23 protein-coding genes and 1 tRNA gene are annotated in these 26,699 nt (G+C 44.0%); 16 read left to right on the top strand and 8 right to left on the bottom strand.

Annotated elements, in window-relative coordinates:
• Positions 1 to 183: 183 nt before the first annotated feature.
• On the top strand, positions 184 to 1,062 hold the full coding sequence (gene queF / locus A3K91_RS02775; protein ID WP_062843918.1) for an NADPH-dependent 7-cyano-7-deazaguanine reductase QueF: 879 nt from the start codon (positions 184 to 186) through the stop codon (positions 1,060 to 1,062).
• Positions 1,063 to 1,139: 77 nt separating this feature from the next.
• A complete protein-coding gene (locus tag A3K91_RS02780) occupies positions 1,140 to 1,541 on the top strand; it encodes a lysozyme inhibitor LprI family protein (protein ID WP_062843919.1) in 402 nt (133 codons plus the stop codon).
• A gap of 80 nt (positions 1,542 to 1,621) precedes the next feature.
• On the opposite strand, the gene A3K91_RS02785 is transcribed toward A3K91_RS02780, so the two are convergent.
• A complete protein-coding gene (locus A3K91_RS02785) occupies positions 1,622 to 3,340 on the bottom strand; it encodes a proline--tRNA ligase (RefSeq protein ID WP_062843920.1) in 1,719 nt (572 codons plus the stop codon).
• Positions 3,341 to 3,897: 557 nt separating this feature from the next.
• Between A3K91_RS02785 and A3K91_RS02790 the strand changes: the two genes are divergently transcribed.
• Positions 3,898 to 4,659, top strand: coding sequence for a DUF4230 domain-containing protein (locus A3K91_RS02790; protein WP_062843921.1), 762 nt, complete (start codon positions 3,898 to 3,900; stop codon positions 4,657 to 4,659).
• Between the two features lie 42 nt (positions 4,660 to 4,701).
• On the opposite strand, the gene A3K91_RS02795 is transcribed toward A3K91_RS02790, so the two are convergent.
• Positions 4,702 to 6,315: a cryptochrome/photolyase family protein gene (locus tag A3K91_RS02795; RefSeq protein ID WP_062843922.1), complete on the bottom strand. Its 1,614-nt coding sequence runs from the start codon at positions 6,313 to 6,315 to the stop codon at positions 4,702 to 4,704.
• 189 nt (positions 6,316 to 6,504) lie between these two features.
• Here A3K91_RS02795 and A3K91_RS02800 point away from each other — a divergent pair, with 189 nt between their 5' ends.
• The 7 genes from A3K91_RS02800 to A3K91_RS02830 all read left to right on the top strand — a co-directional run bounded on the left by A3K91_RS02800 (position 6,505) and on the right by A3K91_RS02830 (position 14,573).
• Positions 6,505 to 7,188, top strand: a complete 684-nt coding sequence (locus tag A3K91_RS02800; protein ID WP_062843923.1) for a phosphoribosylanthranilate isomerase — start codon at positions 6,505 to 6,507, stop codon at positions 7,186 to 7,188.
• A gap of 156 nt (positions 7,189 to 7,344) precedes the next feature.
• On the top strand, positions 7,345 to 8,547 hold the full coding sequence (gene trpB, locus A3K91_RS02805; protein ID WP_228139936.1) for a tryptophan synthase subunit beta: 1,203 nt from the start codon (positions 7,345 to 7,347) through the stop codon (positions 8,545 to 8,547).
• Between the two features lie 114 nt (positions 8,548 to 8,661).
• Positions 8,662 to 9,486, top strand: coding sequence for a tryptophan synthase subunit alpha (trpA, locus tag A3K91_RS02810; RefSeq protein WP_062843924.1), 825 nt, complete (start codon positions 8,662 to 8,664; stop codon positions 9,484 to 9,486).
• A 348-nt stretch (positions 9,487 to 9,834) separates the two neighbouring features.
• Positions 9,835 to 10,788: an acetyl-CoA carboxylase, carboxyltransferase subunit beta gene (accD, locus tag A3K91_RS02815; protein ID WP_208855367.1), complete on the top strand. Its 954-nt coding sequence runs from the start codon at positions 9,835 to 9,837 to the stop codon at positions 10,786 to 10,788.
• A 186-nt stretch (positions 10,789 to 10,974) separates the two neighbouring features.
• Complete coding sequence (locus tag A3K91_RS02820) at positions 10,975 to 12,333, top strand: bifunctional folylpolyglutamate synthase/dihydrofolate synthase (RefSeq protein ID WP_062843925.1); 1,359 nt, start codon at positions 10,975 to 10,977, stop codon at positions 12,331 to 12,333.
• 245 nt (positions 12,334 to 12,578) lie between these two features.
• Complete coding sequence (locus tag A3K91_RS02825) at positions 12,579 to 13,751, top strand: LysM peptidoglycan-binding domain-containing protein (protein WP_062843926.1); 1,173 nt, start codon at positions 12,579 to 12,581, stop codon at positions 13,749 to 13,751.
• Between the two features lie 291 nt (positions 13,752 to 14,042).
• Entirely contained in the window at positions 14,043 to 14,573 is a 531-nt protein-coding gene (locus A3K91_RS02830) for a DUF2726 domain-containing protein (protein WP_062843927.1), read from the top strand.
• Between the two features lie 67 nt (positions 14,574 to 14,640).
• Here the strand turns inward: A3K91_RS02830 and A3K91_RS02835 are convergent, their stop codons facing one another.
• Positions 14,641 to 15,612 (bottom strand): DUF1853 family protein, encoded by a 972-nt coding sequence (locus A3K91_RS02835; RefSeq protein WP_062845830.1) that lies wholly within the window; start codon positions 15,610 to 15,612, stop codon positions 14,641 to 14,643.
• 99 nt (positions 15,613 to 15,711) lie between these two features.
• Entirely contained in the window at positions 15,712 to 15,885 is a 174-nt protein-coding gene (locus tag A3K91_RS14055; protein ID WP_157769647.1) for a hypothetical protein, read from the bottom strand.
• Between the two features lie 395 nt (positions 15,886 to 16,280).
• Between A3K91_RS14055 and A3K91_RS02840 the strand changes: the two genes are divergently transcribed.
• Positions 16,281 to 16,499, top strand: coding sequence for a hypothetical protein (locus tag A3K91_RS02840; RefSeq protein ID WP_062843928.1), 219 nt, complete (start codon positions 16,281 to 16,283; stop codon positions 16,497 to 16,499).
• Positions 16,500 to 17,097: 598 nt separating this feature from the next.
• Here the strand turns inward: A3K91_RS02840 and A3K91_RS02845 are convergent.
• The 4 genes from A3K91_RS02845 to gatC all read right to left on the bottom strand — a co-directional run bounded on the left by A3K91_RS02845 (position 17,098) and on the right by gatC (position 20,710).
• A tRNA-Pro gene (locus A3K91_RS02845) sits at positions 17,098 to 17,174 on the bottom strand.
• Between the two features lie 114 nt (positions 17,175 to 17,288).
• Complete coding sequence (gene gatB, locus A3K91_RS02850) at positions 17,289 to 18,815, bottom strand: Asp-tRNA(Asn)/Glu-tRNA(Gln) amidotransferase subunit GatB (protein WP_062843929.1); 1,527 nt, start codon at positions 18,813 to 18,815, stop codon at positions 17,289 to 17,291.
• Positions 18,815 to 20,311, bottom strand: a complete 1,497-nt coding sequence (gatA, locus tag A3K91_RS02855; RefSeq protein ID WP_062843930.1) for an Asp-tRNA(Asn)/Glu-tRNA(Gln) amidotransferase subunit GatA — start codon at positions 20,309 to 20,311, stop codon at positions 18,815 to 18,817. Before gatA ends, gatB begins: the two co-directional genes overlap by 1 nt.
• A 69-nt stretch (positions 20,312 to 20,380) precedes the next feature.
• Entirely contained in the window at positions 20,381 to 20,710 is a 330-nt protein-coding gene (gene gatC, locus A3K91_RS02860) for an Asp-tRNA(Asn)/Glu-tRNA(Gln) amidotransferase subunit GatC (RefSeq protein WP_062843931.1), read from the bottom strand.
• A 640-nt stretch (positions 20,711 to 21,350) separates the two neighbouring features.
• Between gatC and A3K91_RS02865 the strand changes: the two genes are divergently transcribed.
• The 5 genes from A3K91_RS02865 to A3K91_RS02885 all read left to right on the top strand — a co-directional run bounded on the left by A3K91_RS02865 (position 21,351) and on the right by A3K91_RS02885 (position 26,585).
• Positions 21,351 to 22,388 carry a rod shape-determining protein gene (locus A3K91_RS02865; RefSeq protein WP_062843932.1) on the top strand — a complete coding sequence of 346 codons (1,038 nt, stop codon included), beginning with the start codon at positions 21,351 to 21,353 and terminating at the stop codon, positions 22,386 to 22,388.
• A gap of 208 nt (positions 22,389 to 22,596) precedes the next feature.
• Complete coding sequence (mreC, locus tag A3K91_RS02870; protein WP_062843933.1) at positions 22,597 to 23,424, top strand: rod shape-determining protein MreC; 828 nt, start codon at positions 22,597 to 22,599, stop codon at positions 23,422 to 23,424.
• Positions 23,425 to 23,569: 145 nt separating this feature from the next.
• On the top strand, positions 23,570 to 24,055 hold the full coding sequence (gene mreD, locus A3K91_RS02875; RefSeq protein WP_062843934.1) for a rod shape-determining protein MreD: 486 nt from the start codon (positions 23,570 to 23,572) through the stop codon (positions 24,053 to 24,055).
• 110 nt (positions 24,056 to 24,165) lie between these two features.
• Complete coding sequence (locus A3K91_RS02880; RefSeq protein ID WP_062843935.1) at positions 24,166 to 24,828, top strand: Maf family protein; 663 nt, start codon at positions 24,166 to 24,168, stop codon at positions 24,826 to 24,828.
• Positions 24,829 to 24,956: 128 nt separating this feature from the next.
• Complete coding sequence (locus A3K91_RS02885; protein WP_062843936.1) at positions 24,957 to 26,585, top strand: Rne/Rng family ribonuclease; 1,629 nt, start codon at positions 24,957 to 24,959, stop codon at positions 26,583 to 26,585.
• Positions 26,586 to 26,699: the final 114 nt, after the last annotated feature.

Here is a 26,699-nt window from a genome sequence, read left to right on the forward strand (position 1 = left end):
AGTATTAAGAAAAAAGAGGCAATTGTAACACTGCACGTGGCATGGTTTTTGCCTAATTTAGAAAGTGAATGATTGTGGTAGTTGGTATGGTTTGGTTATTAAAAGGCGCGCACAGATAGGTCGATTGCGGTAAAATAATGACCCATTAATATAATTCATGTTATCTAGTAATCAAGGCAGTTTATGAGTATTCACGGTATTTTAGGGGAACAAACCACCAATTATCCCACGCAGTACAGTCCAGAGACACTCTATCCCATCGCGCGTGAGATGGGACGCAATGCCATTGGTTGGCATGCTGACAAGTTAACGATCGGCGTCGATTGGTGGCAAGCTTTTGAGATGTCTTGGCTCAATACGCAAGGTGTCTCGCAGGTTGCTATCGCGCGTTTTAGTATTCCTGCCAGCTCACCATATATCGTAGAGTCAAAGTCGCTCAAACTGTATTTGAACAGTATCAATTTTACCGAATTTGCTAGCTGGCAAGAGGTAGAGACGCTGATTGCTAAAGACTTATCAGCCTGTGTACAAGCTGATGTGACAGTTGAATTGTTTGGCTTAGAAGAGGACTTATCAAGTTTATTGATTGCCAAGCCTGAGGGTATATGCATTGATAATGCCTTAGATGCCTTGTCAGATATCACAGAAAAAGTGACACTATGCGAGCATCCAGATGCGTCATTGTTGCAGGATCAAACACGGGCAGATGATAGTCAGTTAGAAAGAGATGAGTCTCAGCCTTATACTTTTTACTCTAACCTACTGCGTAGTAATTGTCCGGTGACCAACCAGCCAGACTGGGGTACGCTAGCTGTTTCGATAACGACTGATAAGCCTTTCAGTAACGCAAATATGCTGCGCTATATATTGAGCTTCCGCCAGCACAATGGCTTTCATGAGCAATGCGTTGAGCAGATATTTGCTGATTTGAGCAAATACTATGAGCCAAGTGAGCTAATGGTACGTGCTTGGTACACACGCCGAGGCGGTATTGATATCAATCCGTGCCGTGTCAGCGATGCCAGTTTGTTACCGAAACCGAGTCGCCTTATTCGTCAATAGATAAATAGAGATTTTATAATCTCGCTGGTGTGTCTTATAATCAATAGACTTTATCTATATAAGATCAGGATGCAGACATGAAGCTGATGACTAATGCTTTAATGGTGGCGGGGTCAGCCGCTTTGCTTCTTTCTACCGCAATATCAGCACAAGCGGCATTTGTAGAAAACGAATACATCTGTGAAGATATATATATGGAAAAGGCCTATGATTGCGCTAACAATGCCATTATAGTTGAGAAAAATCGCCTTAATAAAATCTATAATCGCGCTTATCGTCGTTTGAATAAAGTGGAGCGGCAGCAGTTGGATACAGAACAACTCACATGGCTAAAAAAACGCGATGATAAGTGTCACTTTGAACATGATGGTCCAATGAATAATACTATAGTGTATGCTCAGATTGGGGCGAATGTTTGTACCGCCACTGAGACTCAAAAACGTAGTAAAACAATTGCCAAAAGATACAACATTCAATAGATTGTTCTCGCCAATAAAAAAGCGCCTACCTCATTCGATGAGATAGGCGCTTTTTTTTGTTAAAGGCTTTAGCAATAGAATTATTTACCGCTTACCTTTGCCAACACTTCTTCACGGCTGAGCATTTGCTTCTCTGTTTCACGGCGATTGACATATTCGTACTTATCTTCCGCAAGGTTGCGATCAGAGACAACGATGCGATGTGGAATACCGATAAGTTCTAGATCTGCAAACTTAACACCTGGACGCTCATTACGGTCATCAAGTAGCACATTGACACCTTGCGCTTTTAACTCTTCATAAAGTGCCGTTGCCGTTTGCATGACGTTTTCTTCTTTTGACTTCATCGGGATGATAGCCACTTCAAAAGGCGCGATAGAGTCATTAACGGTTGGCGTGGTTGGCCACATGATGCCGTTTTCATCGTTGTTCTGCTCGATAGCAGCGGCAATGATACGGCTAACACCGATACCATAACAACCCATCATAAGCGTCACTGGCTTACCATCTTCACCTGACACCGTACAGTTCAGCGCCTGTGAGTACTTATCACCTAATTGGAAGATATGACCCACTTCGATACCGCGTTTGATTCTTAGGCTACCTTTTCCATCAGGAGAAGGATCACCTTCTTGAACATTGCGGACATCAACAATGCGAGTAATACTGGCATCGCGTTCCCAGTTCAGACCAATGGTGTGCTTATTCTCTTCATTGGCACCAGCCACAAAGTCTGACAAAGCTGCAGCTGAGCGATCAACGAATACGGGCATATCTAAGTCAACACCGATATATCCTTTGTGCAGACCAGCAGCCTTCAATTCTTCATCAGAAGCCAATGTCAGTGGCACGTTGGCCTCTTCGATTTTTTCCGCTTTGATGGTATTGAGCTGATGATCACCGCGTAAGACGATCGCAATCAGTTGTGGCTCGTTGTCTTCTGTGTGACCGTGTACGATCAAGGTTTTGACCGTTTGCTCTAAAGGAATGTCTAAATGCTCAGCGACCATCTTACAGGTGGGCATGTTCTCTGTTAAGACATCTTCACGTGCTCGGCTAGGCGCTTGACGCTCAGCAGTGCTTACTGATTCAGCCAGCTCAACATTGGCTGCGTAGTCAGAAGCGTCTGAGAAAGCGATATCATCTTCACCGCTATCAGCCAATACGTGGAACTCATGAGAAGCAAAACCACCGATGGAACCGGTGTCTGCTTGTACGGCACGGAAATCTAAACCCAGACGTGTAAAGATGCGTGTGTAAGCTTCATACATGTCGTGATAGGTTTGTGCCAATGATGCTTGATCAACGTGGAATGAATAGGCGTCTTTCATGGTAAATTCGCGAGCGCGCATTACGCCAAAACGTGGACGAATCTCATCACGGAATTTACTCTGAATTTGAAAGAAACTGATTGGCAGTTGTTTATAGCTGCGCAGCTCGCCTTGAGCAAGGTTGGTGATGACTTCTTCATGAGTAGGACCCAGTACAAAGTCACGATCATGGCGATCTTTGAACCGTAATAGCTCAGGGCCGTAATCATCGAAGCGCCCTGTCATCTGCCAAAGCTCTGCAGGCTGAGTCATCGGCATCAGTACTTCTTGCGCACCCACGTTTTGCATCTCTTCACGAACAATACGTTCAACTTTTTGTAAGACGCGCAGCCCCATGGGCAGCCAAATATATAACCCAGAAGCAATCTTACGAATAAGACCGGCACGTACCATCAATTGGCTTGAGGCGATATCGGCATCACTTGGGGTTTCTTTTAGTGTGGCAAATAAAAATTGACTGGCTTTCATAAATAAAGCGTAACCTTATCAACGATAAAAAATAAGAAATAAGAGGATGTTGAGCGTATGGCTAACTGTTTCGTTGCCGCCGCAAGCTTACCGTCATCACTTAGTAATAATCTGGGATGTGTCTTAGCGACTAAAATGCTTGTAAGAAAAGCATATGAACAAAACCGCTCTAATGAAAGAGTGGCGAACTCTGATTGATGTATCAATATACTGAGCAGCTATAGAAATCATTTGTAGGGCAAAACCTGTTAAATAAATCTATACCGACATTTTATCAACGCAATCTGACTATGTTAGGTAAAGTTCGTCTAAGACGCAATGACTTTTTATTTTTTCAAAGCGAACGTGGCTCAAAGACGCTAATAAAGCGCCTATAACTCGATTTTTATCAGCTCTAAACCTATTTATCGCGTATTCTAAGGAGGTACTTAATAAGTAATTATGTAAAGCATTTGTACCTGTTACTTGAAGTTATTGCTCAAACATAGCATTTATTGCTTAGACTGTTACTTATCACGATGTGATAGAAATAAACACCACATTCTAAGGTAGATTATATGAACAAGCCTGATAATCGCTCTTCTATCAATAATAGTGCCCCTAATACGTCAGCAAAAAAACCAATCGCTCCAATGTCATGGATAGTATTGCTGATTGGTTTGGCCGCGATCGTGTTTGCGATTTATAGTGTTCAGAATATAACAAAAGAAGAACCGATAGAAACCATCACTCGTGAGGGCGTGGTTACTCAGATACAGCAGCTCAATCGCTTACAAACGGTCGCGTTTAGTGTAGATACCGTCATTACCAGTAAGCGCCCAGGAAGTTGGATGAAGCTGTGGCAAGATGAGCAAAAAGGGCTGTTTATCGCGCGTGGTCGAGTACAAGCAGGGATCGATTTGAGCGCATTGACGCCTGAGATGGTTCAGGTAGTGCAGCCTGAGCCTTCCAGTGCCGATCAGGAAGGCGCGCAGACAGACAGTGCGACAAGCGCAGCTTCTCTGATGCCAACAATCAATATCACGTTGCCACCGTCAGAGATATTTGCGGTTTATTTGGATGACATCGAGATTTATGATTGGCAAACGGGTGCGTTTGGCATGATGCAAGTCGATCCAAAAATTTTAGCCCAAGCACAGAGCATGGCTAAAGAAGAGGTTTTGGAGCGTGCGTGCCGCGGTGATGTGATGAATATGGCACTAAAAAATGCGCAGACACAGTTACAGCAACTGTTTGCTATGACAGGCGCAGTCGTGACTGTCACGACTCAAGGTGCAGGGGCGTGCCAATTACCAGTAGCCTCGTCAGCAAACGGTTAAACCGCTTACTGACATGACTGAAGGTTTGTTTGAACGACGTTATTATTTTTTAAACTCAGCAATGGCAAGCTCGCGGGCTTTTTTGTGTTCAACCATCGGTAGAGGATAATCAAGGCTGGCAAATTTACCTCCTTTACTGAGCGAATTGCGGAGTTTTTCTTCTGAATGCAGGGTGCTATTAGGAATATCTTTGAGTTCAGGTAGCCAAGTCTTGATAAATATTGCGTCAGGATCATGAGTCTTGCCTTGGCTAAATGGGTTCATGATACGGAAATAGGGCGCAGAATCCGTGCCAGTCGAAGCGCTCCATTGCCAGCCACCATTGTTGGAAGCAAAGTCACCATCTATAAGTTGCTGCATAAAATAGCGCTCGCCCCATCGCCAATCAATCAATAAGTCTTTGGTCAAAAACATAGCCGTCACCATTCGCAAGCGATTGTGCATAAAGCCGGTGGTATTGAGACTTTTCATGGCAGCATCGACCAAGGGCACGCCAGTTTTACCTGTACACCATGCCTGAAAATCATCATCACCGTAAGACCAGTTAATACGTTTATCCGTGTCATCCTTGTAAGCTTGATGACGGATTAGCTCTGGCTTATCGACCAATACATGCCGATAAAAATCACGCCAGGCCAACTCACTTATCCAGCGATTGATGTCTTCATTATCGCCATCATTGCCATGCAGTTTTTCTTGCGCTTTATGAGCTTGTAGATAACACAGTCGTGGACTAATAGTACCAATCGTGAGGTAAGCAGATAATTGACTGGTTGCATTCAGGCTAGGTACATCTCGTCCCACGTCGTAATCATTGATGTCCTCAGCAATAAAACGCTCTAGCTGCTGGCAGGCTGCTTTTTCACCCGCAGGATAGGCGTCGCGAGCGTGTTTAAGCTGCTCCTCGCTATCTATGTGCTGTAGTGCTTCTGCGTCTTGCAAGGTCTTTTGATAATCCTCGACTGTGTTTTTGCAAAGACTCTCTATCTCTTTCATAGTGTTTACACTAGTTTTTGATAGTTGCAAATCAATATCATGATTGTCTTTGATAGCTGGTGCGTCATGTAACTGTATTTCGTCCACATCCAAGGTATGACGCCATTTTTTATAGAATGGCGTAAATACTTGATACATGGTGTCATCGTTAGTGGTGATGCTTTGCGGTGGCAATATACATTGGTCGTGCCAGCGCACAAACTCGATATCATCTTTTGCCAGCTGTTTGGTTAATTGCTCATCACGGTCAATCTCATTGCCTTCGTATTCATGATTTGCCATGATGCAACTGATATGATTTTTTTGACACAAGGTTGTCAAAGTATCGATACAGTCAGCAAAGCTTGGAGCAGAATGAACAATAAGGGTGATATTCAGTTGATCTTGTAGCGTTTTTGCCAGTATCGGCAAGGTGCGGGCAATATGATCGACTTGTACAAGCGACATATCGTGTGCTTGCCACTGTTTGGGTGTCAAAAAAAACACGGCACTGACTTGAGCGTTGTCTGTGGCTGCTTTTTCACACAGTGCTGTCAAAGCCGTATTGTCATGGAGCCTTAGATCACGACGGAACCACATCAAGTAATGAGGCGAGGTTGCATTCGTGTTTTTGTCATTATTATGGGTCTTGCTTGCCGCTTTTGATGCTGTCTGAGACATTCAAATAACCTTATGTCAATCATAAACAAAATTAGGAATAAAAGTATGCTAGGATAAGTTTTTGGATGCAATTGATTTGCCATTTGGTTAACAAATCATCATCATACTTAATCTGGCGCGTTAACGAGTCGTATTGGTCGTGAGCCAATTGTAAATCAGTATTCTGAGAGTTCTATTTAAGGTCATATCATGCACGTTAAGTTTTGCGGTTTTACCCAGCTTAGTGATGTTCAGACTGCGGCGCAATTGGGTGCTGATGCAGTCGGTTTGGTGTTTTACCCGCCAAGCCCGCGTGCTGTTACGCTTGTGCAAGCAAAAACGCTCAGCGCTTCTGTGCCAGCGTTTATGAGCGTAGTCGCATTGGTGGTCAATATGCATCAGGATGAGCTGATTGAATTAGTAAACACGGTCTCTTTTGATATCATTCAGTTCCATGGCGACGAAACCCCTGAGCAGTGCCAGCAGCTGGCAAGCAGTATCAATAAGCGCTGGATTAAAGCGCTGCGTATCAATGCTGAGCAGCATACGCCCGATAGCGTTCGCGCCCAGATTGACAAATTTGCAGCAGCAGGTGCCAGTAGTATTTTATTGGATGCTTATCACCCCGCTGCTTATGGCGGGACAGGCCAGCGCTTTGATTGGAATCTCATTCCGCAAGACAGCTCTCTGCCGATTATCTTGGCGGGTGGACTGGATGCCGAAAATGTCGCTGCGACATTAGATTTGCCTATTTATGCGGTCGATGTCAGTGGCGGTATTGAGAAAGATAAAGGCAAAAAAGATGCTGCTAAAATGCGTGCCTTTATGAAAGCGGTCAAGCGTGACCGATGGCAAAACGCGACGCTTAGCGAACCTTCGAACCTGAGTAGTTAGTTCTGCATTATTCAAGCATCTACTACTTACCGCATTTTCTAATATTTATACTAAAAAATACCACTTATTACAGTAGGAATTATCATGAGTCATGTCGCTAATAAAGAGTTATCTACCACTGCAACGGCCATCAATACCTTTACCAATCCTGAAAACGTGCCCGATTTTAACCAGTATCCCGATGCACGCGGACATTTTGGTGTACACGGTGGTCGCTTTGTCTCTGAAACCTTGATGGCTGCCCTAGAAGAGCTAGAGACGCTTTATACCAAAGTCAAAGCAGATCCAGCATTCTGGGAAGAGTATCACAATGATTTGGTGAATTACGTGGGTCGTCCAACACCGTTGTATCACGCAAAGCGGTTGAGCGATGAGATTGGCGGTGCGCAAATTTATTTCAAACGTGAAGATTTGAACCATACTGGCGCGCACAAAGTGAATAATACCATTGGACAAGCATTGCTTGCCAAAATGTGTGGCAAAAAACGTATCATCGCTGAGACAGGGGCAGGGCAACATGGCGTGGCAACAGCCACGATTGCGGCACGCCTAGGACTAGAGTGTATCGTCTATATGGGCGCTGATGACGTCGAGCGTCAAAAGATGAACGTCTATCGTATGCGCTTGCTTGGTGCGACCGTCGTGCCAGTCACGTCAGGTTCTCGTACGCTCAAAGATGCCATGAACGAAGCCATGCGTGATTGGGTCACCAATGTCGATAGTACCTATTATATTATTGGTACGGTGGCAGGTCCGCATCCTTATCCATTGCTAGTGCGTGATTTCCAAGCGATTATTGGTAAAGAAGCGCGTATTCAGCATTTAGAAAAAACAGGCAAACTACCTGATGCACTAGTTGCGTGTGTCGGTGGTGGTTCGAACGCTATTGGTTTGTTCTTTGATTTCTTAAACGATCCTGAAGTCAAAATGTATGGCGTTGAGGCGACCGGTGACGGTATCGAGTCAGGTCGTCATTCTGCGCCATTGGCGGCAGGTCGTATCGGTGTGCTACATGGTAACCGTACGTATCTTATGGCAGATGATGATGGTCAAATTCAAGAGACGCATTCTATCTCAGCAGGTCTTGATTACCCAGGTGTGGGTCCTGAGCACAGCTTCCTAAAAGACATGAACCGTGTTGAGTATGTTGGTTGTACTGACAAAGAATCTCTAGAAGGCTTCCATGAGTCCACGCGCAAAGAAGGCATCATCCCTGCACTTGAGTCCGCCCATGCGGTCGCTTATGCCTTGAAGCTTGCAAAAACCATGACGCCTGACCAGACCATTATCGTCAATATGTCAGGTCGCGGTGACAAAGACTTGCATTCAGTGATGAAAGCGGAAGGGATTGAGTTGTAATAGCCATTATTTTAACAGGCTATGCCACTATCATTCATAAGAAAAATTGCTTAGCGCCCTTTATTGTTTGATAAAGGGCCAGCTGAGCCACCGTATACAAATTAAGAGAATTTTATGACTCGAATCGAAAGTACTTTTGACACTTTAAAATCACAAAATAAAAAAGCCCTGATTCCTTATGTGATGGCAGGTGATCCCAATCCTACCGTCACTGTAGACTTGCTGCATGACTTGGTTAAGCATGGCGCAGATATGATTGAGCTTGGCTTACCGTTTTCTGACCCAATGGCAGATGGTCCCGTGGTTGCATTGGCAGGTGAGCGTGCGCTAGCAGCCGGTACGAGTACGCGTGATGCCCTAAAAATGGTCGCGGAGTTCCGTCAGCGAGACACTCAGACTCCAATTATCTTGATGGGTTATCTCAATCCTGTGGAGATCATCGGTTACGATAATTTTGTCGCGCTATGTGAGCAGTCAGGCGTCGATGGTATTTTGATGGTAGATTTGCCGCCCGCAGAGGCAGGCAGCTTTACCCTGCATTTGACTGAGCATGCGATGAATGAGATTTTCTTACTATCGCCCACCACTTTACCTGAACGCCGTGAGCAAGTACTGACCCATTGCGGCGGCTATATCTATTATGTTTCCCTAAAAGGCGTAACTGGCTCAGCTACGCTAAATACAGACGATGTTGCCACCCAAGTTCAAGCAATCAAAGCAGAGACAGATTTGCCAGTATGTGTCGGTTTTGGTATTCGTGATGCCGCGTCAGCCAAAGCGATCGGTGCTCATGCAGATGGCGTCATCGTCGGAAGTGCCTTGGTACAGAATTTTGCTGATATAGATGGTAATGATGCAACGGCTGTCGCCAATGCCCAGCAAAAAATCATGACCAAAATGGATGAGCTACGCGCTGCTCTTGATAGCTTGAGCGCTTAGTGAAGCCTAAGCAAATAGATAAGATACAATTATTCAAGTGAAACAGCAGCAGTTATTTTCACCACTAAGATGCTCAATATTGATGCCATATGAATGTGAGCATTAAAAACTTTAAAGATAAAAATAACTGCGCTAATCCATGATTACGGTCTTTGTAAGAATGTTTATACAGACAGTAAGAAATGACTTTGCTAAACTTAGTTTACGTGTGTAAACTAACCTCACATATGAGTTGTTACAGTTGCATATAAGTGTGCTTTATAACTGCTCATGTTATGACTATGTGCAACTCTTAAATCTACTCTTAGGGACAAGTAAATGAGCCAACTTGTCGATAAGCCTTTGATAATGGCGAATAATATGACTGATACGATAACAAAACCCAATGCTAGTAACGATAATGCGCCAAGCCTTCAAAATAGCAATACGGCTGGGCAATCATGGTTTAATCGCGAGATACCAGGGATTAAGCAACAACTGACGGCACCATTGACCGCAGTTGAGACCGAGCCATCAACAGAGTGCAGTAGCTGCCACTCAATGATTACCAACACGGCGCTTATTTTTAACTGTTATGTGTGCCCGCATTGCGATCATCATTTACCGATGAGCGCTCGTGAGCGTCTAAACTGGTTACTGGATCAAGTTAATGGCGAGCTTGGGCAAGAGTTTACTGCCAAAGATCCGCTAAGCTTTGTGGATAGCAAGCCATATCCTGCGCGTATGAGCGAGGCACAGGAAAAAACAGGTGAAAGTGAAGCGCTGATTGTGATGTATGGTAAATTGCGCAATCTTGATGTTGTCACTTGTGCCTTTGATTTTCGTTTTATGGGTGGTTCGATGGGGTCAGTGGTTGGTGACCGTTTTGTCCAAGCGGCCGAAAAAGCGCTTGAAGACAAAGTACCTTTGATCTGCTTCGCGGCCTCTGGTGGCGCTCGTATGCAGGAAGGCCTATTGTCTTTAATGCAAATGGCACGAACGGCTGCCGCCATTGAACGTCTCAGAATCGCTGGCATTCCTTATATTGTGGTATTGACCAACCCTGTTTATGGTGGGGTGACAGCCTCTTTAGCCATGCTAGGTGATATTCACTTGGCTGAGCCAAAAGCCATGATTGGCTTTGCTGGTAAGCGCGTGATTGAGCAAACCGTACGTGAGACATTAGAAGAGCCATTCCAACGTGCAGAGTTCCTTTTAGAACATGGTGTGGTTGATGAAGTGGTACATCGTCATCAATTGATTGATACGATTTATCGTTTGCTCGCGAAGTTATGTCATGTACCCAATCTCAATGCTCAATAAGTAAATGAGCGCATGGCGATATGCATAACGATTGAGCGTTGTGCTACTATCTGCCAGATATATAGAACTCACGAATAGCATTTATCGTCATATTACGGTAAATGCTATTTTTTGTTTTTACCAAGCCAGTTATACTATTTTTTCTTTTTTTAGTAATTATCAAAATTCTTTATATAGGTTTTGTCCATGTCTGATTCTTTAGTTTCTTCGACGCACAATCTCAACGACCAATCTAGCCTAACAGAATGGTTGGACTATATGCAGCAGATACATGTCTCTGCAATAGATATGGGTTTGTCACGAGTATTGCCAGTCGCTGAGTTGCTTGGTGTCGTACAATCCGCTAAAGATGATGCCTATGTGTTCACTGTGGCAGGTACCAATGGTAAAGGCTCAACCACGGCTGTTATCGCACAAGTTTGCCAAGCCGCAGGGTACAAAACGGCATTGTATCATTCACCACATCTGAGCGTGTTTAATGAGCGTGTGCGCATCAATGGTGAGATGGCGAGCGATCAAACATTGATTGACGCCTTTAACAAAGTAGAAGCCGCACGATTAGCGTGTGATTTGACCTTGTCGTTTTTTGAGATGACGACGCTGGCAGCATTATTGATATTCGCTGAAGCAGATTGTGATGTTTGGGTGTTGGAAGTGGGGCTGGGCGGACGTTTAGACGTGGTCAACATTATTGATCCTGACATGGCGGTGATTACCAATATCGGTATCGATCATGTCGATTGGTTGGGTGACAATATCGAAGATATCGGCGCAGAAAAAGCGGGTATTCTACGTAAAGATATTGCTTTAATTTATGGCAGTGACCAGATGCCTGCTAGCGTGCAGCAAGCCATTGATAAGCATGAGGCCACTTGTTATCAAGTTGGTCAAGATTTTAGTTATCGCGAACTTGACTCAAAAACATGGCAGTATAGTAATGCAGCTATTACGATGCAGCTACCTCGACCAGCATTGTCATTGATGAACACCGCCAATGCTTTGTCAGCGGTATTGGCAAGTCCATTAAATGTCGATATGGCTGCACTTGAGCAAGCGTTGCAAACGGTTAAACTGGCAGGTCGCTTCGATTATCGTGAGGTCAAAGCGCGTCATTGGTTGTTTGATGTGGCCCATAATGAGCATGGCGTTACGTTTTTATTAAAACAGCTGTTACCACTTTGGCAGCAGCATCTGGCGCAGCAAAAGGTAGATAGTCAAACCCATCACACACCCGCAACGATTAAAATCCTGTTTTCAATGTTAGGGGATAAAGACATCGACAAGGTTGTACAGTGCCTGATCGAATCTGGGTTACCAATCAGTGATTGGTTTATTGCCGAAATCGATTATCCACGTGCGGCCAGTACCGAGCAGTTACGAGGGATTTTGGCCAGTTATGTCGATGGCGCTCAAATACATGAATTCAATCGGTTATCAGCAGCAACTGATGCGGTGATGGATGCCAGCCAACCACAAGATCTGATTGTCGTATGCGGCTCTTTTCATACCATTGGAGAGGCATTGTCTGCGCTTAAAATTTCATAATCTTGGTTAAAATATCCGTTAATTAATGTTAATCTTAGTATCAGCAAGATTGCAGACAGCACGAAAAATATGCTTTATAATCAAAGAGGTTTAAAAGACTGGTATGACAAGGTCTACAGAAATCTTGAGAACGGATGAATAGAATTGAGGGCAAGCACTACGAATTAAATCTAGCTACCCTATAGTTTTGAGACGATAGCTGCGCCTCTCAATCAACCTTATTACCAACTAAGAGACGTAAACGGATGAATTTTTCGAGACAAGCCTTATTGGGCATTGGGATGATTATTGGCGGTAGCGTGATGCTATACGCCATGGCGCAACAGATTAGTGACAGTAACAAACCACATCTACCCTCAGCACTGATAGATCAGCCAAGTAGCGAACAAGAGTCTTCGCAGCCATTAACGACTGATATCGAGACCGAAAAACGTATCTTGGCACAAAAACAAAAAGAACGCGCGGCTCGCGTTGCAGAGCAAGAAATGCGTGCTCAGCAGTTCTTAACAGAACAAGAAGCTGCTGAAGCTGAAGCATTGGCCAAGGCGCGTGCTGAAAGCCAGCAATATGTGGCTAGCAATACGCCTAAGGTAGAAGAGAGTGACTCAAGCGAGTCGTCTGAATCAGCATCAGCACAGTCCACTGATGATAACAGTACCAATACATCAAACGAGACTGCTACAAGCGCCAGCACGCGCGATCAGCAACAAGCTGTTCAAGCAAAACAGGACGCTCAAAGACAAGCTGCTTTGAAAGAACAAGCCGCTGCTGAAAAAGCGGCAAGAGAGAAAAAAGACGCTGAAGCCAAACGACAAGCCGACGCAAAAAAGCAAGCTGACGCCCAAGCACTGGCCGAAAGGAAAAAAGAAGCTGCGGAAACGGCTAAGGCAGAAGCCGCTAAGAATGAACCACCAAAATCTTCTTCTGATTATCAGGTTAAAAGAGGTGATGGGCTTATTAAGCTGGCAAGGCAATACAATATGCCGGTAGAAGTATTGGCGCAGGCAAATGATCTTTCACCATCGACTTCACTAAGAGTGGGTCAAAACATAACGATTCCATCGCGTAGCCAAGTACAGCGTTTAGAGCGTGAAGCGGCAGCAGCTGAGAAGTCCGCTGAAGCCAAACGTAACGCTCAGCAGAAACTTACCGAGGCTCGTAAAGAAGTAAAAGAAACCGATGCCAAAGGCAGTTTTGGCGTGCAAGTCGCCTTGGCAAACAATCAAGCCAAAGCGGATGAATTGGCAAAGAAACTACAAGCCGCAGGTTATCAGGTTAAAACCAGTACTACCAGTCGCGGTGTTCGAGTGATCGTTGGGCCGGAGCGCGGTAAAGTCGCAGCGTTGGCACTAAAAGATAAAATCAATAGTGACCCTAAACTGAATGCGTCGGAAGCTTGGGTTTTATACTGGCGCTAATCTATACGCCGATAGAATCGTTTGAAGCAACAGACAGTATTTTGACCATACTCTTATAGCCGCTTATCTTTTATTTTTTATGACTGAACACGACAGCTACTGTCGTGTTTTTTACGTTGGTGTTTGCTGCTTGGCGTAAGCTTAGCTAGGATAAGCATTAATTTCTTTGTTTTTCTCCGTATCGCTGGTCAGCCTATAAAGGCTGACCAGTTGTGACTGGTTTACTACGAAACGCCTTTCACAAGGTCATGGTAGATCGTCAGTCACTTTCATATTGTATAAGGTAAAACCATGTCATTTGGCGTTATATTTTTAATATTGGCAGTTGGCTTTTTGGGGCTGATTACATTACCAAAGCTGTTATCAAGACGTCAAAGCGTGGAGCCTGATCCAAAGCCTGTACGCGGTGATGAGTTAGAGATTTGGCCATTTGCGCCTATGCCTATTATGACTGACACCGAGGTTATCTTTTTTAACAAGCTAAAAAATGCGTTGCCCGAATATCATATCTTTGTCCAAGTGCAGCTATCACGGATTATTGAAGCCAATAGCGATGAAACCTCTGAGCGTAGCTTTTGGTTCAATCGTATCTGTCGTCAAAGTGTCGATTATGTGATTGTTGATGTGGATGCTCAGACCACGCTGCTGGCCATCGAGCTTGATGACTGGACGCACAGTAGTAAAGCACGTCAAAAGGCTGATGACAAAAAAGACAAGGCGCTTGCTAGTGCAGGTATTGCTATCGTTCGCTTTCACGCAGAGCGTATGCCCAGCGCCGATATGCTCAGGTATGAGTTGATGCAAGTGATTGAGACTTATTAAGCCAGTAAGTATTTATTGTTGCATGAATTCTGGTTGAAATTTGCTTACCAACAAGGGCTAACGCTTTTTAAAGCTTATCGTAGGGTTTTTCAGGGTATGCAAAATAAATAACGATGGGTCTATCACCTTCAAAATACAATCCGGTTCTAAGGGTGTCCGTTTCAGACAGGTTAAGCGGTGATAGACGTGCATCATAATTATCATAAAAGTCACGTTTACTAAACCATTCCACATAGTGTGCACGTCGTAGGGTGGTCGTATCAATTGTCGCAAGATTGGTCAGATCATTCTTATCGCACCACTCATGTATGGGGAAGCTAGGTTGCAGCCAAGTGGGCCAATCATGATCACCAAAATTGCTGGTATTGATGGGTAAAAAGAACCGCCCTTTGATAATGCCATAACGCTTATCGATTCTGAGTCGTCCATGATCCTCGGTATCGACCCACACGCTACGGAACTGCTTGGTCTGCATATGTGTCATCTTACGCTCTAAGTTATCCTTTGAGTTAATCCCAACCCAGTTCTCAGGCGCAAAAGGCGCTGATCCCATAAAAAACTTAATGGCAAGCTCCCAGTGCTCAACCAGCTTCTCCTCATGGTTGTACAAGATCAAATCCAGCTCGCCCGTGGTTTGCTTACCGTTATATAACTGCACGTTATTAGCGAGCATCTCATACGGATGCAGCTGACGCGCAAACCCATCTTCTAACCAAAATGATAACAGCCCCTCAAAGTGAAACCCTAGGCGGCTCGGACTGGGTCTCTTTAACAAATAGCGCGTTAAGTCTTGATAGGAATTGGTCGTGTTCAGCTCTTCCAAACGCTGCTGGTATGCCTCAAACTGTGCTCGCCAAAAGCTGGCGCTATGCACATCAACTGTATGCGTGTTTTGATGCGGTGTAAAGTCTATCCATTGCGTCAAGACATTGGGACATGCCAGCACATACGCCAAATCACGGACAAAAGGACGCTGATATGCGTTCCAAGGCGCATCATTTGTAAGAGCAGGATCAGGCTTGATAAGAGTTTCGGGCATAGGATAAACCACCATAGTCGTGAAGCATTTACCCTAACGGCTCACCTACTAAAAGTCTAGTGAGCGTGAGTATCAGCTAGGGCAATGCGTGTGATTTCGCTACGAGGGAAGAGCAATAGTAATATGATAAATATAAATGCTGATATCGGGCGGTGAGAGTAGGTAGGGTAACAGAATACCAAGCATTGCTTTAAGTAGAAAACGCTGCCAGCTTTTAGGTTTGCGGGATTGGTTGTTAGGTGGCTGTTGTGAGTTCTGGTTTGGGTAGGTCATTTGTATAGCTCCATGTTATGCCGTAATGAGGTTCGGCGGGTTACATGAAGATTAATGCTAAGGGTATGGTATGTAGCAATGGACTGTTCTTAAAAAAGGGGTATTCATACGTAAGATGTGTATATATATGCATCCACCCATACCAAGGTTGCGTCATTTATATAGTAAGCAACTTTTTCAAATATATACAATAGTTAGGCAATTTAGATTCTTATTTTTTTCGACATTCATTATTATATAACAAAAATACTAAATTTTTAAAACAACTGTTCACTAAAAAATGAAAATATTACCGTTTATATCGTATTTAATACCATTAATACCTTTTCCTGTTGTATTTGTCCGAAAATATACGCATATTTGGCTGTTTTTTATTATAAAAATAGAGAAAGAGTATGATAAATACTGGGGATCAATTAATGTGCACAAATGGGAATATTTTTTTTATAGAAGGACAGATTTATACAGTCGGTAATATTGTAAACAAAAAATTTTTTGAAATAGAGACGGAAGATGGTGACCACTGGTATGCCACAAAAGATAGCAATGGCATATACGTACGCTTTAATTCTATAAAAGGCAAGATGAGTGATGCTTGGTTTGTCAAAGCTTAGCTTCAAGCATATGCCTAAGGATAGAATACCCGTACCATCATGTGTCCAAAAACCTATCTAATTACCTGTCTTGAAGTTACTTCTTTAGGCTGATGTCACGAAAGATATATATTAATACACAGAAGGTAGACGATAAACGCCTATTTTTTGGATTCGTAATCAAGCATTAATAAACGACCAATTTCTTAAAAAAGATTTTGCCTTAAAAAATATAGTAACTTATAAGTTTATACAGACACTGGTCTTTAGCATTGAGTATAGTGTCCAAATGCGGCTTTTCTGATTGCAATGTCTTGTAAAAGCTTTCGTCTATTTTTGTCTTTACTACTCTCTCCTAGTAATATCTAGATAGTATCGTGTAAACAGGCCTTGGATAAGAGATACGATAATCACTTGCTTAATATCGACTAGGCAAGGTGGTTTATTCAAAATGACTGGCCTAACTTCGCTACTTATTGTTTGAAGTCTGCAAAGATCACATTTTCTATTTTGCTAACATTCTATATGGAACGCCATATACCTATAAAACAGTGAAAACCTGAAAAACGCCCAAAATAAAGGGCAGACGGTCAATGACGGTCTACCCTTTATCTATGTTTGGTCGGAACGGCAGGATTTGAACCTGCGACCACTACACCCCCAGTGTAGTGCGCTACCAGACTGCGCTACGCCCCGAATGACTGACTATTTTACGCAAAATTATGCATATTGCAAGGGCTATTTATAGTAGCCAACATCTACCATCGCATTTTGCCTATCACAGTCAGTCTCACCAATGAGTAGACAACCTTAGCCCAACAGCTCTTTTAGGATTTGGTTGACTTGCTGCGGGTTGGCGCTACCGCGACTGGCTTTCATCACTTGTCCAACCAGACCATTAAAGGCTTTTTCTTTACCGCCGCGATACTCTTCGACCATGGCTGCATTTTTAGCGATGACGTCTTCCACGATGGCTTTAATCGCGCCCGTATCGGTTTCTTGCTTGAGGCCTTTGTCTTTGATGATTTTATCTGCTGCATCATCGGCATCGCCGCCTTCGCGCTCATACAAAGCGCTAAAGACTTTCTTTGCCAATTTACCAGATAAAGTGTCGTCTTTGATACGCGCCAGCATACCCGCCAATTGCTTGGCGCTGATAGGCGAGTCAATGATATCCGTATCATCTTTGTTCAGCGCGCCCAGTAAGTCGCCCATGACCCAGTTGGCAGCCATCTTTGCATCTTGTTGTCCCACTTCAGCGACGACATCTTCGAAGTAATCGGCCAGCTGACGGCTTCCGGTTAGGATACGAGCGTCATATTCTGATAGACCAAGTGCTTCCTCAAAGCGTGCGCGACGAGCAACCGGTAATTCAGGCATAGCTGCTTTGATTTCATCAACAGTATGCTGCTCAATGCGGACAGGTAGCAGATCAGGATCAGGGAAGTAGCGATAGTCGTTGGCATCTTCCTTGGTACGCATGGTGCGCGTCTCGTCACGATCTGGATCATATAACATCGTGGCTTGGATGACTTGACCACCGTCTTCGATGATGTCAATTTGACGCTCGATTTCACGATTGATCGCGCGTTCGATGAAGCGGAAAGAGTTTAAGTTTTTTAGCTCAGTACGCGTACCAAGCTCGTCGCCTGGTTTGCGCACAGAAACGTTACAGTCACAGCGGAACGAGCCTTCTGCCATAATCGCATCGGATATACCAAGCCAAGTCACCAGCTGATGGATGGCCTTGATATAAGCGAGGGCTTCATTGGCTGAGCGCATGTCTGGTTCAGAGACAATCTCAATCAGCGGCGTACCTGCACGGTTCAAATCGACACCAGTCATACCATCGATGGCGTCATGTACAGATTTACCTGCATCTTCTTCTAAATGCGCACGGGTGATGCCCATGCGTTTTGGATATTCGTTCTTTTCCCCTTCATTGACCACCACATCGATGTACCCTTTACCTACGATAGGGTTGGCCATCTGAGTAATTTGATAGCCTTTTGGTAAGTCAGGATAAAAGTAGTTTTTGCGATCAAATGTGTTGTACAAGCCCAATTCAGCATTGACGCCAATACCGAATTTTAAGGCGCGATCGACCACGCCAGCATTTAAAACAGGCAATACACCAGGCAGACCCAAATCGACAAGACTGGCTTGGCTGTTTGGCTCATGCCCAAAATCTGTGGGCGAGCTTGAAAATATTTTACTTTCCGTATTAAGTTGGCAGTGAATCTCGATGCCGATGACCACTTCGTATCCATCGACGAACAGTTCTTTGCGGACAGTCTCTTTACGAACGGTATTGTTATCAGTAGTTGCTGTGCTCATTATACCGTCTCCTTCGCGATGGCAGAGTGTTGTAAATGATAATCGGTGTGTTGCTGGAATAGGTGCGCCGTAGACAGCAGCTCACTTTCGTGCCAATGCTTGCCAATCAATTGCAAGCCAATAGGCAAGCCGTCTGACGTCAAGCCCACTGGCTGACTCAGTGCTGGCAAACCGGCCAAATTCACCGCGATGGTATACACATCGCCTAAGTACATGGTTGCAGGGTCGAGGTCTTCAGCAAGCTTGTAGGCAGCCGTTGGTGCGGTTGGACTGGCAATCACATCACAGTTGGCAAATGCATCGTCGAAGTCTTTAACGATCAAGCGGCGTACTTTTTGTGCCTTGGTATAATAAGCGTCGAAGTAACCGGCAGATAGGGCATAAGTACCTGTCAAGATACGGCGTTGCACCTCAGGGCCAAACCCTTCAGAGCGTGAGCGTGTGTATAGATCGATCAAGTCTTTTGGGTTTTCACAGCGATAACCAAAGCGTACACCATCGAAGCGCGATAAGTTAGAAGAAGCTTCTGCCGGCGCTAGCATATAGTAAGTAGACAGGGTGATATCAGGGTTGGTGATGTTTACTTCTACAATGGTCGCACCCAGTTCTTCGTATTTTTTTAGGGCGGCGCGTACTGCTTGCTCGACTTCGCTATCTAAACCATTAGCAAAATACTCTTTGGCAACGCCAATACGTAGATGCGCAAAAGGCTTGTCGCCAGCGGCTGCTTCTGCATCTTCAATATCCTGTATATAGTCAGGAATGTCATGTTTAATGGAGGTGCCATCAAGTGGATCATGACCGATCATGGGTTGCAGTAGATAGGCACAGTCTTTGGCGCTGCGTCCCATGCTGCCAGCTTGGTCAAGACTTGAGGCATAAGCAATCATACCAAAGCGCGAGACACGACCATAAGTGGGTTTGATACCGGTTAAACCACAGAATGAAGCAGGCTGACGGATAGAGCCACCCGTGTCACTACCAGTTGCAACAGGAACGAAGCCTGCGGCGATGGCTGCGGCACTACCACCTGACGAACCACCAGGAACACGCTCTAGGTTCCAGGGATTTTGCACCGTGCCATAATAAGAGCTACTATTGTCTGAACCCATCGCAAACTCATCCATGTTGAGCTTACCTAAGCTAATCATACCGGCCTTATCAATATTAGAGACAATCGTAGCATTATAAGGTGAGACAAAGTTATGTAGCATTTTAGAGCCACAAGTCGTCAATACGCCTTGCGTACAAAAGATGTCTTTATGCGCCATTGGTACGCCTAATAACAAGCGGTTGTCACCTTGTGCACGCATCTCGTCTGCTGCTTTTGCTTGTGCGCGTGCTGTCTCAGAGGTATGAGTGATAAAGCTATTGATCTTGCTGTCGAGGGCGTCGATACGTTTGATATAGTGATCAGTCAGCTCGAGGCTGCTAAATTTTTTGTCTTGCAAGCCAGTGATCAGCTGCTCGGTACTTAATAAATGAAGCTCAGACATAGTTGTCGTCCGTCAAATTGTTAATAACATAAATAAAATTAAGATAAAAGACCAAAAAGAGGTGATCGTCTATTCAATCACTTGTGGTACAAGATATAAGCCTTCTTCAACAGCAGGTGCGACCGACTGATTGCGTTCGCGGTCGATATCGTGGTTGGCAACATCAGCGCGCAATTCTTGACAAGCTTCATGAATGTTTGCCAATGGCTTGATGTCTGTCGTATCAACGTTGCTAATGGTCTGCATCATCTTTAATATCTTAGTGATGTCATCGGCATAGCTATTGGCAGTACTCTCATCGACACCCAAACGGGCAAGGGTAGCAATTTCTAAGATTTCTTCACGGCTGACTGCGCTGTCAGACGTTGATGGTTGCTGTGACGTTGATTGTGGTGACATGGTTTCTCCAGTTAAGGACAGTTTTGTTAAGTGTGGTAATAGGTTACCATTGAGGACAATGAACCTTAAAGTATATAAATATGAGTATGACAATAGGTCAGTATTAAACTAAAGCTTTGATAAAGGTGCTTTATTATAAAGCATCTGACCTAAGTTTACAGAGCAGGACGCTTGATTGATGCACAATATAAACCAAGACACAATTAACCAAAATATAAGTATTCGCAAAGTTGACCATATAATTCACGATTGTTGCTCAATTGCTCACCCATTCGATTCTGAAATACGTTACAGTATGCACCTACTATCAAGCAAAACCATCATCTGCCTGTAGAACTTTGTTAGTTATTGAATTAAATGATGTTTCATTACGTTGAATGGCAATGACTGCTCATTCAAACTTTGTAACAACTTTTAGCGTCTAAGACCGAAATCCTGACTTACTGATGCAAATATCTGTGTTTTTTCTGAGCCAAATCGGTATAATTTAGCTCAGTTTTATCATTTCATCATTATTGCTTAGGTTTGACTTGCTGCGATGCTCAAATTTTGCAACAAGTAACGTCTATCGACGACCTGCTCAACACTGACGAGTAACCCCTCAGTCAATCTCATTCGCCTCATTCGTAAGACGCTGGATATATTAGTCATGAACCTGTTTGGATTTTTATCAAATAATATCGCAATCGACCTCGGTACTGCGAACACCCTCATTTTTATTCCTAATAAAGGCGTCGTACTTGACGAGCCTACGGTGGTTGCGTTACGAAGTAATCGTACTCAAAACCCTACCGTTGCTGCTGTTGGTATCGATGCAAAGCAAATGCTGGGTCGTACGCCTGCCAATATTACGGCGATTCGCCCACTAAAAGACGGTGTGATTGCTGACTTTGAAGTGACACAAAAGATGCTCAAGCATTTTATCGCTAAAGTAAAAGCTAAGCGTTTTATGGCGCAGCCTAACGTGGTGGTTTGTGTACCTTGTAAGTCTACGTTGGTTGAGCGTAAAGCGATACGTGAGGCAGTCTCGTCAGCAGGCGCAAGTAAAGTGCTATTGCTAGAGGAACCAATGGCGGCAGCAATAGGGGCGGGCATGCCAGTTCATGAAGCTAGCGGGTCTATGGTTGTTGATATCGGTGGTGGCACAACTGAGATCGCTGTTATCGCGCTATCTGGTTGCGTCTATGCTGAGTCCATTCGTATTGGTGGCGACATGTTTGATGAAGCCATTATTACGCACGTACGCCGTACACATGGTTGCGTGATTGGTGAGACAACAGCTGAGCGTATCAAAAAAGAAGTCGGTTCTGCGTTGAATGAAGACAGTCAGTTAGAAGTTGAGGTTCGCGGTCGTAGTATGGCAGAAGGGGTGCCAAAGACCTTTATCGTCAATTCTGAAGAAGTGCAAAAAGCATTGAGCGATCCATTGAGTGGCATCATTAGTGCAGTAAAAGCAGCACTTGAGCAGACACCACCTGAGTTATCTTCAGATATCGCTGAGCGCGGCATTGTGTTGACTGGTGGCGGTGCGTTACTTCGTGATTTAGACAAACTGATTTCAAGAGAGACTGGTCTGCCTGTAACAGTTGCCGAAGACCCATTGACCTGTGTCAGCCGTGGTGGCGGTATCGCACTTGATTTTATCAATAACAAAAGCTTGAATATGATTTTTGTTTAAGTCATTCGCTTAAACCAATGTCCTATGATCATGTTCGTTGTACTTGTTACTTATTGATATAACATCGCAAGTCAAAAGAGTTAAAAATAAAGGTAGCCCGTTGCGCTACCTTTAATTGCATTAGCAAACGCTAGAACATAGTATTTATGATTAAACAGCCTCTATGACTGGCAACTGATTGTTCTATAACTTCTGAGTTAAAAAGCTTATGACCCCAAGTATTTTTGCGCGCCAGCCGTTATCACTTCGTAAGACTGCTATTGTACTAATAGCAGCCTTAATATTGATGTGGTTCGATAGCAAAAACTCAGAATGGTTTACTCCCGTACGTAGTACGAGTCATGCCGCAATGCAGCCGATTTATGAGCTGTCTTTATTGCCCAGCTATGCAACCCATTGGGCGAGTGGAAGTTTACAGTCCAAAGAAACCTTGCGCCGTAAAAACATGCAGCTAGAGTCACAGCTCATTCATGCCCAAGCCAAGCTGCAACAGCAGGATTATATCTTGGCACAGAATGCGCGTTTGCAAGGCATCTTATCAACCACGAAGCCTGAGCAGTTTGATCTCAATTTGGCTCAGGTTATTGGGACCGATGCCAATTTGCTCAGACAAATTGTGGTGCTCAATAAAGGTGAGCAAGATGGAGTGCAAGTTGGGCAAACGGTCATTGATGAAAACGGCATATTAGGACAGATTATCAACGTATACCCTAATACCAGTCGATTGCTACTGATCACTGATGAGCAGCAATCGGTGGCTGTGACAGTCAAACGTACGGGTCAACGAGCTATCGTGACAGGCAAGGGCATACCAACCTCATTGAGTCTGGATTATGTTTTCAAAACTTCAGACGTGCGTGTGGGTGATGAGCTGATTTCTTCAGGGTTAGGTGGACGTATACCAGCAGGGTATCGTGTCGGTCGCATCTCTCATGTGGAAGATGTACAAGCTGCTAACTTTAGAAGCATAGATGTGACGCCAACAGCAAACTTCATCGATAATGCCTATGTATTAATCTTGCAAGACAAACGCTGATTAATATAATCATTGATTGAGTAGTAATGTACGCATGCTCACTTGATAATGTGTTTACTAGTGCCACTTCAGTAGCAGCATTTGGCTCATTATTGATTAACCACGTTTTAACAGCAGTAGTTTACACTTCTAAGGTAAGTAAATAATGGCGTATCCTGATTCTGAGAATGCAACGGTACTTTTAATTGCTGCCATCATTCTAAGCTTCGTCGCTGCTTCATCACTCAATGTATATCCGTTAAACCCTAGTATGGCAACCCTGCGTCCTATGGTCATGATTATGGTGCTGATTTTCTGGTTGCTGTTTCAGCCCCGTTATGTCGGTATCTTTACAGCATTTACCATAGGTATTATCGCTGATTTGCTGATGGATACGCACTTGGGACAACAAGCCTTTTCTGCAGTGGTGGTTGCTCTTGTCATCAAAATCACTAGTATCTACGTGAGACAATTAAATACTCTGAGTGCATGGCTGATAGCGAGCTTGGGATTGATCGTTTTCCAAATCAGCCTATGGGTACTACAGATGTTTATTCAAAATGTCTTTATCGCACAATCCGCATTATCCTTACTGATGAGTATCATAAGCTGGCCACTAGTGCTCTTGGTATTAAGAAAGTTTGTGCATTGATCGCTGATAAATTTATGGCAATAATAATTGCTAATATCCTGTTCTAATGTTCTGATTCACAAACAATCAGCGGTGACACATTCGTAAATTTATAAATGAAGAGAAGCGCAATGAATATCATTTTAGCGTCTGGTTCGCCGCGTCGTCGCGAGTTACTGGCAAGAGCGAAGCTAGATTTTGAGCTCTTGAGCGTAGATATTGATGAGACACAGTATGATCGTGAGGCACCAAAAGACTATATTGAGCGCATGGTTGCGACCAAGGCACAAGCGGCCATTGAGCAACTGAATGTACAGCTCAAAACAGGTAAGGCATGTTTTACTGAGCCACTTATTATTTTAACCTCGGATACGATAGGGGTGCTACCAGATGGTCAGACAGTACTCGTAAAACCAACCGATCGTGAACATGCTTATCGTATGTGGCAGCAAATGTCGGACAGCATTCACGAAGTATGGACCGCTGTACAAGCAACCCAAGTATCGTTACCTCTTGAGTTTTCTGAATGTGCAAGTCTAGAGCAAGGCTTTCAAATACTTGACCAACGACAAATCACTGAGCGTACAGAAGTGAGCTTTGTGCCACTGACGGCTGAGATGATGAGTGACTATTGGGATAGTGGTGAACCAGCTGACAAAGCAGGAGGTTATGGGATTCAGGGTCTTGGCGCGGCTTGGGTCAGTCGTATCAATGGCAGCTATACCAATGTCGTTGGATTGCCGTTAGCACAGACGCTGGCCCTAATCAAAGACATGACAGCAGTCAGTGCGTAAGTAATTGCGCCGTTATCGTTAGATATGCGCACAATAATGCGGTAGAGTAATGAGTAATAGCAAACCATATTTGTTATACTATAACAAATTATGAACGTCTAACAAAAGCTAAAGCTAAGAGAAAAACTATGTCCGAAGAGCTGCTAATTAATATTAGTCCGATGGAATCGCGTGTTGCGGTTTTAGACAATGGTATCCTAGGTGAGATTTATATCGAGCGGCATAATAAGCTAGGACTGGTCGGCAATATTTATTTGGGGACGGTTGTTCGGGTCTTACCTGGTATGCAGGCAGCTTTTGTCGATATTGGTCAATCACGGACAGCATTCCTACATGTCAATGACATGCAGCGCGAGCCTCGACCAGTGGCCGACAATAAGGATAAAACTGGTGCAGGCAGTCTTCAAGGTAATAGTTCTCAAAGTAAAAGTACAGAGGGCAATAAAGACAACACAACTCTTGAAACCTCTGATGGTGTGGATTTTACAGCGCCTATGGTCACGACCCAAACGACTGAAATGGTGCCTGTCTCCAAAACACTTATCCAACATCGCTTGTACGAAAGCCAGCGTATTTTGGTACAAGTCACCAAAGATCAGTTAGGAAGTAAAGGCGCTCGCCTGACAACCAATATATCACTGCCATCACGCTACTTGGTTTATTTGCCGTCAAGTGATCATATTGGTATATCACAGCGTATTGATGGGGAAGAGGAGCGTACACGCTTAAAGACTGAGCTTAGCAATTTGATGCAAACCGTCAATCTAAAAGGTGGCCTCATCGCTCGTACCGCTGCTGAACGTGTGCCTGTCGACAAGTTAGAAGAAGATATTTATTATCTATTGCAGTTGTGGCGTACCATTTGCGCTCGCCGTCAAGAGATCAACCATCATCAAAGCTCAGAACTGATTTATCAAGAGTTGTCGCTGCCTCTACGCTCTATTCGTGATTTGGTTCATGCCGATACCGAAAAAGTCATTATTGACAATACAGAGGTTTATGAACAAGTCCGGTATTTCGCCAAAGAGTTTGTACCTTTTGTATATGATCGAATCGTACACTACACCGCAGAGCAGTCACTATTTGATGTGAGCCGTGTTGAAGATGATTTGCGCGACGCTCTAAAACGCCGTGTTGATCTAAAATCTGGCGGCTATTTGATTATTGATCAGACAGAAGCCATGACAACTATTGATGTCAATACAGGCTCCTTTGTTGGAGGACGGTCACTAGAAGACACTGTCTATAAAACCAATCTAGAGGCTACTCACGCTATTGCCCGTCAACTGCGTCTACGTAATCTGGGCGGCATTATTATCTTAGATTTTATCGATATGCTTGAGCAACAGCACAAGGACGATGTGCTTGAGAGTTTACAGGCACAACTCACGCAAGATTATGCCAAAACCAAAATTACTCAAGTGAGCGAGCTTGGTTTGGTGGAGATGACACGCAAACGTACTCGTGAATCCTTGGGTCAGCAGTTATGTGAGCCTTGTTCTACTTGTCAAGGTCGTGGTTTTGTAAAGACAGCAGAAACTGTTTGTTTTGAGATATTTCGCGAAATTATGCGCTGTGCTCGTACTTATAACTCTCCTAAAAAGTTCACCGTCGTTGCCCATGCTGCAGTCATTGATTTATTACTGACTTCAGAATCAGATACCGTGGCAGACTTAGAGTATCTATTGGGTAGAGTCATCACTTTTGATGTGGAAAACCTATATACCCAAGAGCAATATGATATCGTTTTAGACTGATGTTTTAAGTTTTATGAAAAGATTTAAAGAATGGCAATAGGAATAAAAAGAGTGCTGCATAACGGTTAATATCTGAAATCACTATATATATTGCCCTTGCAATGATAAAAATAC

This window comes from Psychrobacter alimentarius (assembly GCF_001606025.1).
Taxonomy (GTDB): Bacteria; Pseudomonadota; Gammaproteobacteria; order Pseudomonadales; family Moraxellaceae; genus Psychrobacter; species Psychrobacter alimentarius.